At 62.4% G+C, this 9,381-nt stretch carries 13 protein-coding genes; 3 read left to right on the top strand and 10 right to left on the bottom strand.

The features are described 5' to 3' along the window. The 6 genes from EOD07_RS11855 to EOD07_RS11830 form a co-directional block, all read right to left on the bottom strand. Positions 1-263: biotin/lipoyl-containing protein (locus EOD07_RS11855; RefSeq protein ID WP_127235581.1), on the bottom strand; the 263-nt coding region annotated here is incomplete at its 3' end. A 3-nt stretch (positions 264-266) separates the two neighbouring features. Beyond that, a complete protein-coding gene (locus EOD07_RS11850; protein ID WP_127235580.1) occupies positions 267-1,265 on the bottom strand; it encodes an alpha-ketoacid dehydrogenase subunit beta in 999 nt (332 codons plus the stop codon). Beyond that, positions 1,265-2,293 carry a thiamine pyrophosphate-dependent dehydrogenase E1 component subunit alpha gene (locus EOD07_RS11845; RefSeq protein WP_073989593.1) on the bottom strand — a complete coding sequence of 343 codons (1,029 nt, stop codon included), beginning with the start codon at positions 2,291-2,293 and terminating at the stop codon, positions 1,265-1,267. Before EOD07_RS11845 ends, EOD07_RS11850 begins: the two co-directional genes overlap by 1 nt. Before the next feature lie 2 nt (positions 2,294-2,295). After that, a complete protein-coding gene (locus EOD07_RS11840) occupies positions 2,296-3,624 on the bottom strand; it encodes an NAD(P)H-dependent oxidoreductase (RefSeq protein WP_041006385.1) in 1,329 nt (442 codons plus the stop codon). A gap of 259 nt (positions 3,625-3,883) precedes the next feature. Beyond that, positions 3,884-4,342 (bottom strand): YbaK/EbsC family protein, encoded by a 459-nt coding sequence (locus EOD07_RS11835; RefSeq protein WP_127235579.1) that lies wholly within the window; start codon positions 4,340-4,342, stop codon positions 3,884-3,886. A gap of 254 nt (positions 4,343-4,596) precedes the next feature. Beyond that, positions 4,597-4,863, bottom strand: a complete 267-nt coding sequence (locus EOD07_RS11830; RefSeq protein ID WP_127235578.1) for a helix-turn-helix transcriptional regulator — start codon at positions 4,861-4,863, stop codon at positions 4,597-4,599. A gap of 294 nt (positions 4,864-5,157) precedes the next feature. On the opposite strand from EOD07_RS11830, the gene EOD07_RS11825 reads away from it, so the two are divergent. The 3 genes from EOD07_RS11825 to EOD07_RS11815 all read left to right on the top strand — a co-directional run bounded on the left by EOD07_RS11825 (position 5,158) and on the right by EOD07_RS11815 (position 7,076). Further along, positions 5,158-5,766 (top strand): hypothetical protein, encoded by a 609-nt coding sequence (locus EOD07_RS11825; protein ID WP_127235582.1) that lies wholly within the window; start codon positions 5,158-5,160, stop codon positions 5,764-5,766. A gap of 216 nt (positions 5,767-5,982) precedes the next feature. Continuing rightward, positions 5,983-6,186 carry a hypothetical protein gene (locus EOD07_RS11820; RefSeq protein WP_082037105.1) on the top strand — a complete coding sequence of 68 codons (204 nt, stop codon included), beginning with the start codon at positions 5,983-5,985 and terminating at the stop codon, positions 6,184-6,186. Positions 6,187-6,815: 629 nt separating this feature from the next. Next, positions 6,816-7,076: a hypothetical protein gene (locus EOD07_RS11815; RefSeq protein ID WP_127235577.1), complete on the top strand. Its 261-nt coding sequence runs from the start codon at positions 6,816-6,818 to the stop codon at positions 7,074-7,076. Between the two features lie 68 nt (positions 7,077-7,144). Here the strand turns inward: EOD07_RS11815 and EOD07_RS11810 are convergent, their stop codons facing one another. The 4 genes from EOD07_RS11810 to EOD07_RS11795 form a co-directional block, all read right to left on the bottom strand. Then, complete coding sequence (locus tag EOD07_RS11810) at positions 7,145-7,447, bottom strand: DUF883 family protein (protein WP_071074741.1); 303 nt, start codon at positions 7,445-7,447, stop codon at positions 7,145-7,147. Positions 7,448-7,541: 94 nt separating this feature from the next. Then, positions 7,542-8,081 (bottom strand): MerR family transcriptional regulator, encoded by a 540-nt coding sequence (locus tag EOD07_RS11805; protein ID WP_040983239.1) that lies wholly within the window; start codon positions 8,079-8,081, stop codon positions 7,542-7,544. Between the two features lie 131 nt (positions 8,082-8,212). Beyond that, a complete protein-coding gene (locus tag EOD07_RS11800) occupies positions 8,213-8,536 on the bottom strand; it encodes an integration host factor subunit alpha (protein WP_023815657.1) in 324 nt (107 codons plus the stop codon). A 104-nt stretch (positions 8,537-8,640) separates the two neighbouring features. Further along, positions 8,641-9,381 (bottom strand): beta-ketoacyl-ACP synthase III (locus EOD07_RS11795; RefSeq protein WP_164772191.1); only part of this gene is annotated, 741 nt, incomplete at its 5' end.

The raw sequence follows: 9,381 nt of genomic DNA, 5'->3' as shown, positions 1-9,381 counted from the left end.
CCCTGCTTGGCCTCATAAACCTCGTCGTCGGCATAGATCCAGGCGACGGGCTCACCGACGGGAATATCGACGCGCTCCTTGCCGGTGACGTTGCGCAGCGTGCCGCTGGCCGGCGCGTCGATCTCCATCGCCGCCTTGTCGGTCTCGATCTCGAAGAGCACGTCGCCCTTCTTGACGTGAGCGCCCTCCTCGGCAAACCAGCGCGAGATCTGTCCGGTCGCCATGTCCATGTCGACCTTGGGAAGAATGACTTCTGTCGGCATCGCTCAGCGGACCCCTTTCACGAGGTCGCGGGCAGCGGTGATTATGTCCGGAACCTGCGGCACCGTCGCCTTTTCCAGATCCGGATTGTAGGGGATCGGCGTCTCGGCGCCGCCGAGGCGCACGATCGGCGCATCGAGGTAATCGAAGGCCTCGCTCTCGGCGACCAGCGCGCTCACTTCCGCGCCGATGCCGAGCGTCTTCACCGCTTCGTAGACGCAGAGCAGGCGCGAGGTTTTCTTCACGCTGTCGATGACGGTCTGCCGGTCTATCGGTCGGATCGTGCGCAGGTCGATCACTTCGATGTCGAGACCCTCGCCTTCGAGTGCTGCCGCAGCATCGAGCGCCTTCTGCACCATGATCGACGTGGCGACGATGGTGAGGTCGCGACCCTCGCGGCGGATTTCGGCCTTGCCGATCGGAACGGTGTAGTGGCCCTCGGGCACATGGCCCTTCATCTTGTAGAGCAGCTTGTGCTCGAAGATCATGACCGGGTCCGGATCGGCGACCGCGGCAAGCAGCATGCCCTTGGCATCGTGCGGCGTTGCCGGTTGGATGACCTTCAAGCCGGGCACATGGCCGAGCCAGGCCTCCAGGCTCTGGCTGTGCTGCGCGGCGGCGCCCGTGCCGGAGCCGGCCGGAAAGCGCATCACCACCGGCACCGAGACCTCGCCGCCGAGCATGAAGCGCATCTTGGCCGCCTGGTTGACGATCTGCTCCATGCCGAGTGTGGCGAAATCCGAGAACTGGAATTCAAAGATCGGCCGCATGCCGGTGACGGCCGCGCCTACCGCGACGCCGGCGCCGCCCAGTTCGGAGATCGGCGTGTCGATCACCCGGTCGGTGCCGTAGCGCTCGACCAGATCGCCCGTCACCTGGAATGCGCCGCCATAGACGCCGATATCCTCGCCCATCAGGAAGACGCGCTCGTCCATGTCCATGGCGATCGCCATGGCTTCCTGGATCGCCTGGGCGTAGCTCAGTTCACGCACCGCGGCGGCCATCACGCTTGCTCCGTGTAAACGTAGTTCTGAAGAGTGGCGATCTCGGGCGCCGGGCTCGCCTTGGCGAACTCGATGCCGTCGGCGATCTCCTTGGCGACCGCGTCGCGGATCGCCTCGATGCCTTGGTCGTCGATGAAGCCAAAATCGCGCAGCTCGGTCTCGAACAGCGTGATCGGATCGCGGTTCGCCATCCAATCCTCGATCTCTTCCTTGGTGCGGTAGCGGTTGCGGTCGCTCTTGGAATGGCCGCGATGACGGTAGGTCTTGGATTCGATCAGCGTCGGCCCCTCGCCCGCGCGCGCCCGCTCGACCGCCTTGAAGGATGCCTCGGCGACCTCGGAGAAGATGTTGCCGTTGACGATGACGCCCGGCATCGAATAGGCGGCCGCCCGCTCGGCGATGTTCTTCACCGCGGTCGAACGCGCCGTCGAGGTCGACATGCCGTAGCCGTTGTTCTCGCACACGAAGATCACCGGCAGCTTCCAGATCGCCGCCATGTTCAGCGCCTCGTGGAAAGCGCCTTCATTGTTGGCGCCATCGCCGAAGAAGGAGACCACGACCTTGCCGGTCTTCATCCTCTTGGACGAAAGCGCAGCACCCACCGCGATCGGAATACCGCCGGCGACGATGCCATTGGCGCCGAGATTGCCCTTGGCGACATCGGCGATGTGCATGGAGCCGCCGCGGCCCTTGCAGTAGCCCGTGGTCTTGCCGAAGAACTCCGCGAACATGCGGCTGACCTCGGCGCCCTTGGCGATGCAATGACCATGGCCGCGATGCGTCGAGGTGATCTGGTCATCCTCGGCAAGCGGCATGCAGATGCCCATGGCGCTGGCTTCCTGGCCGATCGACAAATGCATGGTGCCATGGATGAGGCCGCGCATGTAGCACTCTTCCGCGCCCTCTTCGAAGCGGCGGATGAGATACATCTTATGAAGCACCTGCCTGAGCTGCTCCGGACTGTACTGGCGATAGACGAATGGCAGGTTGGCCCGGCTATCCACGACGGCTTTGCTGGCTCCGGCCATGATCACGCCTCCACAGCGCCGTAAACGAGCTTGTCCTGGCGGGCGCGCAGCTCGGCGATCTTCGAGCCCGGCGCGGGCGCCGCGTTGGCATAGGTGATGAGCTCGCCCTTCTTGATGGGCGCCGTGACGGATCCGCCCTGCAGCAGGCCGCAGGGGATGGCCCGCGCAGCATGGGCTTCCGGCGCCGTCATGATCCAGGCGCGATAGCAATATTCGCCGATGGCATCGAGCTTGTCGCCCGGCTTCAGATCCTTCTTGGCGACCGCGCAGACCTCGGCCACGGGCTTCGCCAGCGGCACCATGTCGGCCTTGCCGTAGAGCACGACGCGAGCGCAGGTCAGCGGCACTTCCAGCGAGGTCAGATGATAGGGGCGATGGAAGGTGAAATACGGGCCCTTGCCCATCTTCAGGTCTTCCATGCGCTCCGAAATGCGCGGATGCGACATATCGGCGACGACGAAGACGCCCGGCGCCACGCCCTTGCCGATCGAATAGTCGACGACGCCGACCTTCGACAGCACGCCACCATCCTTCTGCGGCACCAGCACCTTGGACAATTCGCCCAGCGTCGCGGACGGGCCGTGCATGCCGGGCTTGTCGGGAACCAGTCCTGTCGCGTTGGCGATCGCCGCCATCTCGACCATGGTCTTCGAACCGTCGACGAATTCGACCAGCATGCGCACATTCATATGCCGGCGCTTCGCCTCCTCCTCATAGTCCGGAGGCGTGGCGTCGATGTTGAGCGGGTTGTTCTTGCCCTTGCCGGCGGCAACGATCGGGTGGCCCATGGCGGAGACGAATTCGATCAGCTCCATGCAGGAAGACGGCTCGTCGCCGGCGCCTAGCGAATAGGTGACGCCGAGGCGGTCGGCTTCGCTCTTGAGATAGGCTCCGATGGTGACGTCGGCTTCGACATTCATCATCACCAGGTGTTTGCCGTGCTCCATGGCGCGCAGGCCGATCTCTGCGCCGACGGCTGGAACGCCGGTCGCGTCGATGACCACGTCGATCAGGTCGTTGCCGATGATCAGGCTGGAGTCGTTGGTGACGGCGATCTTGCCGGCCTCCATGGCCGAGGTCATTGCCGAGGCGCTCGACACTTCCCGCGCGTGTCCGGTTTCCTGGAAAGCGATATCGACGGCCTTGCTGGCCGCGGGAAGGTTCAATTCGGAGATGGCACCGATCTCGATGCCGGACATATGGGCGACGCGGGTGACGATGTCGGTGCCCATTTCGCCGGAGCCGATCAGGCCGATGCGAATAGGCTTGCCGGACTTGGCTCGTTCATCGAGATCGCGGGCAAGGCCCGTCAACGAAACATTGGACGCCATACCGTGTATTCCTCCCATATCGCATGCTGTTCGGTTGCTTGACCGGTATTGAACATATGTATTTCTGTCAAGACTAATGTCCAGAATTTGACCATCGGTCGACGCTTTTCGAATTGGTCGGGGCGCAACGGCGAAACACGCCGACGGCTAGCGCGCCATGCCGAGCTAAATAGAGGCGAGCGCTCGCGCGCCGGGGCGCCGGTCAAAGCCGCGCGGCAGCCCTTTCGCGGGCCGCAAACAGATATCTAGGCGGGAATTGTTACTGGCAAACGTCGACCCATACGGCGCCGACCAGATCGGCCATGCGCTGCGGCGTGATGCGCACCGCAGCATTGGTGGCGCCGGCGGCGGGTACGACTTCGTCGAAAGGCTTGAGCGACAGGTCGCAATAGATCGGCAGCGGCGCCGGAAGGCCGAACGGGCAGACGCCGCCCGGCGGATGGCTGGTGACGGCCAGCACCTCCTCGGCACCCAGCATGCGCGGCTTGCCGCCCATCCTGTCCTTGAATTTGCGATTGTCGAGCCGGGCGATGCCGCTGGTCACCACCAGCATGGTCTCGTCGCCGACGCGCAAGCAGATCGTCTTGGCGATCTGCGCCGGGGTGACGCCATGCGCCTCCGCCGCCAGCGCAACAGTGGCCGAGCTTGCCTCGGTGACGATGACTTCCACGTCCGGCGCGTGCTCGGCAAAAAAGGCGCGAACCGATTCCAAGCTCATGTGAATTCCTCATCAGGCCTGTCGAATCGTTTCACCGTTTCACGGAAACGGCGAAACACACTATCTCTTTGTTTTTACGCAATTCCGGACGGAAAACCGCTTACACTTTTCCTGGAATTGGGCGAGCAGCAGCGGTGGCGAATCGCATGATGCGGCCGATCTTGGCAAGAGCCAGCGCGCCTGCGCTGTGCAGGCACCAAAAAGCCCACCGGGCAAAATCCCGGCGGGCTCCTCGATGGGCGCTTTTCGCGTCTCTATTGCTGGGTGGGTCGATTCTCTTCGGCCTGAACGCTAATCAATTCCTCTTCCGGCATCTGCAGGGCCGAAGCGATGCGCCGGAGCTTGGCGGGGTCGGCGTCCTTGCCATCCTCGATGTCGATGATCTCGCCGACGGCCAGGCCGCAGGTCAAAGAGAGTTCCTCGATCGTATATCCCCTCGTCTCGCGAGCGGCTTTCAACGGGTTGAGGCCGGACGCGGCAATGATGTTGTTGGAAACAGCGTTTCGTGCGGTGTTGGGCATGGCAACTCCTTGGGATGAAACAGGGTCTGATGAAATGGTGTTGCCTGAGACGGGCGGGAGAATGCTCGTTAACACATGATTTGCCAAGAGCACCGATGCGGCGTCACGCCATCGTGAAGCGGCGTTTTGGCCGTGCCTCAGGTCTCCACAATGTAAGGTCGCGCAGCGCTCAATCAAGTTCTTTTGAAGGTCCGAGACCGGATTCGCCGGCATTTTCGACGTCCCGATTCGTTAGCTTGGCGTCACCGGTGGCCGACAGACGGCGCCGGAAGTTTCCCGGAAGGACCAGATGCCATGAATTTGAAATCGTTCGCAATTGTGCTTGGCACAATCTCAAGCGTCATCGGCGCGACGCAATCATGGGCGGCGGATGCCACACGTGTTCGAGGCACTGTCGTCAGCCTTGCCGGATCGACGCTGACGGTCAAGGACCGCAACGGCAAGACCGATGCGATCACGCTTGCCGACGGCTGGAAGATTTCAGGTGTCGCCAAGGCATCGGCAGCCGATATCAAGCAGGGTGATTTTCTCGGCATCGCCTCGATATCCAAGGCCGATGGGGGCAGCGGCGCGCTTGAGGTCGTGATCTTTCCTGCCGCTCTGAAGGGTACGGGTGAAGGCGATCGCGACTGGGATTTGCAGCCCAATAGCCGCATGACCAACGGTACCGTCGCCGATGTCACCGAGATCGAGGGCCGCACGGTCACGCTCACCTATGACAACGGCCAGAAGAAACAGATCGCGATCCCGCAGACCACACCGATCGTGACATTCGCCGCCGCCACGCCGGCGGATCTCACGCCGGGCGTCGCAGTGTTCGTCAACGCCGAGCGCAGCGGCGACGGCAAGCTCGTCGCCAACCGGGTCGTGGTGGGGAATCACGGCGTCGCGCCACCTATGTAAGGCCGCATCCTCGGATTTCCAGAAATCGCTCGGTCTTCGCCCGTCAGGCCGGGCATGCGGCGCGAGAGAGGGCTTCCCAGAAACAATCCAGAAACAAAAATCTACATTTGGGAAAAATTGTCGAAAAAAACCAGGAGGATAGTCCCTATCGCGAGGCTTGGGTCACCGATTTGCTCCGGTGGATCTCTGAACGCCCGCGTAAAAGGAAACGAAGTCATGAAGAAGTCCCTCCTCTCCGCGCTCGGGCTGGCTCTGGCCCTGGCATTCACGATGCCGATCCTCGGCGCCACCAGCGCCGACGCGGCTCCGATGAAGAAGCATCACCATCATCGCCATCACCGCAGGCATCATCACCGCGTTCATCATCACCATCACCACCATCATCACCACCACAAGAAGATGGCTCCGAAGAAGGCCTGATCCTTCCCTTCTGCCGATGGGAAGACAGGCCTTCGCTTGTCGAACGGCCCAGCCTTCCCATCGGGTTTCTTCCGCTTAAAGCATGTCTCCCGAAAGTGGGGACCGGTTTTGGGACAAAGACATTCGTAGAATCAATAACCTGAAGCGCGGAGGGCGAATCTGAAAGATCGCGACGCGCTTTGACATCCGGTGACATCGAACCATGCCGGAATGCATGTGATGGGGCCCGCGCTGATCTGCCGGCCAGACACCGCCTAGTGCCGGCGGTTGCTCCCGTCGTCCTGACGCTTCGCCATCAAGCTCGGCTATCTGCCAAATCCCATCCCCGACGAGCCATAACGAGCTGACGTTGTGGCGGAGGAACGTCAACCATAATCCGCCGTTCGTGACGCTGATCGACAAGCTGGCGGCGGAGTGGGCCGCTTCCATGCCGAGGCGCCGCCAACGAGAGCCGCTCCCAGGCTCCTCCAATCCGCTGATATCGCCGGCCAAACGAAAAAATCGTGCGGCATATGAACCTTTCCATTGCGGGCAGCACTAAGCGGTCATGGGCGCCGCGAAGGCGCTCCTCAACCCAACGGGACGCCGGGAGAAGGCGATCCCGACAACCAATGGAAGGAAATGTGCAAATGACCAACTTCAAGCGTATCACCCTGGCCGCGGCTCTCATCGTCTCGGCTTTCGGCTCGGTCTCGGCGCCGGCCTTCGCGGGCATTCTGCCCGGCAGTGACGGCCCGATCTGCAAAGGCCAGGGCCCGTGCTCCCAACTGAAGGCCAACTGCAAGGGCACCTATGTCGACGCCACCGATTCTTCGGGCACCGTCTATGGCAAATGCCGCCCGGCCACGGTTCAGTTCGACCAGAAGAGCAAAATCAAGCTCGCTCGCTGATCGCCACCCGCGGCATGGAAATGGCGGCCGCATTTTGCGGCCGCCATTTCCATAGCGATTCCAAAGGATCAGCGGCGGCTGATGAGAAGACCGGCAAGCAATCCGACCACGACAAGGCCGACGGCGGCGGTGGTCGCCGGATGATCGCGCGCCGTACGCTCGATCGCCCTGCCCCTGCGCCTTATCGCCGGCAACGCCTCGTGGAGGCGATCGGCAAGGTGCGAATAATAGTCGGACGCCGCCTCGCGGCCATCCTCGTAATAGGCGTCACCGCGCCTGGCCAAAACCTTCTTGAGATCGTGCAACTGCCGCGAAAGCGCCGCGACTTGGCTGTCGATATCAAGGTCGGAGAGGGTCGAAAACGATGCCATGCTTATTGTCCTTCTCTTCGAGAAGGCCTAACGCGCGGACGACGAGCCAGTTCCGGCGGGCCGACTGCGCGGCATCAAGTCGAAGATGACCTGTTCAACGGACCTGGTCGAGCAGGCGCTTGCATTCCAGCAAGTCGAACAACGCCTCCTGCAGCAAGGCACGATTGTCACGCGACAATTTCGAAGAGTCGGGCTGGACCGGACCTTCGTCGTCGCTCTTGCCGAGGCCGAAGAAACGGCGGCTGGGCTTCACCTTCGGCTGGCCGACCAGCGCGTCCTCGTCGCCGCGCGGCTGCGCGGCCGCCGTCAGCGGCACCTGCTCGGCCTGGCGGCGCTGGGCGATCGCCTCCACTGCGGCCATGTCGCCATTGCCGATGGCGACCAGAAAATGATTGCCGTTCTCGCGCAACAGCTTCTGCACGCCTTTGATCGTATAGCCCTGATCGTAGAGCATATGCCTGATGCCTTTGATCAGCTCGACGTCCTGCGGCCGGTAGTAGCGCCGGCCGCCGCCGCGCTTCATCGGCTTGATCTGGGTGAAGCGCGTCTCCCAGAAACGCAGCACGTGCTGCGGCAGGTCGAGGTCTTCCGCGACTTCGCTGATGGTGCGGAAAGCGTCGGGGCTCTTGTCCATGGGCCAATCCTCCACACTGGACCACGATCCGGGCATGGTGCCGAATCGCACCTTATTTCAGCGATTTATGAAACGATATTCAAGCCCGGCGTCAAAACCGCCGGCGGTTTTCAACCGCATTCGCCAGCAAACTACTTGCCGCCCTTGCCCTTGCTGTTCTGGTGCGAACGCAGGATCCGGCTCTTGAGCACGTTCGACGATTTGAACGTCATCACCCGGCGCGGCAGGATCGGCACTTCCTCGCCCGTCTTGGGATTGCGGCCGATGCGCTCGTTCTTGGAGCGGACATGGAAGGTGGCGAAGGAAGACAGCTTCACCGTCTCACCGCGAACGATGGCTTCGCAGATTTCATCCAGGACGGCCTCGACGAGCTCCGCCGATTCAGTTCGCGACAAGCCAACCTTCCGATAAACGGCTTCAGCAAGGTCGGCACGCGTAAGTGTCTTTCCCCCCATGCGACCGTCCCATCTGCTCGCAAAAACGTAAATCGATACAGGTAAAGGCAGAGCCTAAGTAATTGATCCGGCAAGGTCAAGAACCGAACCGGCGAGTTCGGCACTTACCAGCGGAGCAATACGGCGCCCCAGGTGAAACCTCCACCCATCGCCTCGAGAAGCACAAGGTCGCCCTTCTTGATGCGGCCGTCGGCGACGGCCACCGAGAGAGCGAGCGGCACCGATGCAGCCGAGGTGTTACCGTGTAAATCGACGGTGACCACCACTTTCTCTTCGGCAATCCCGAGCTTCTTGGCGGAAGCGTCAATAATCCGTTTATTGGCCTGATGCGGCACGAACCAGTCGAGGTCCTGCGCCGTTATGCCGGCCTCGCCGAAGGTCGCCTCGATGACGTCGGTGATCATGCCGACCGCATGCTTGAACACTTCACGGCCTTCCATCCTGAGATGACCGACGGTTCCCGTGGTCGAAGGGCCGCCGTCGACGAAGAGCTTGTCCTTGTGCGCGCCGTCCGAGCGCAGGCTAGCCGCCAAGACGCCGCGATCTGTGATCGCGCCCGCGCCCTCTTCCGCCTCGAGAACCAGCGCGCCGGCGCCGTCGCCGAACAGCACGCAGGTCGAACGATCGCTCCAGTCGAGGATGCGCGAGAATGTTTCCGAGCCGATCACTAGGACGCGTTTGGCCAGGCCGCCACGGATATAAAGGTCGGCGGTGGCGACCGCATAAACGAAACCCGAGCAGACGGCCTGCATGTCGAAGGCGAAGCCGTGATGCATGCCGAGGCGGTTCTGGATTTCGACAGCCGTCGCAGGGAACGTGTTGTTCGGCGTCGAGGTCGCCAGGAT

The organism is Mesorhizobium sp. M2C.T.Ca.TU.002.02.1.1 (genome assembly GCF_003997225.1).
The sequence above is the reverse complement of the archived record's forward strand: the minus strand, read 5'-3'. Positions and strand labels throughout refer to the sequence as shown.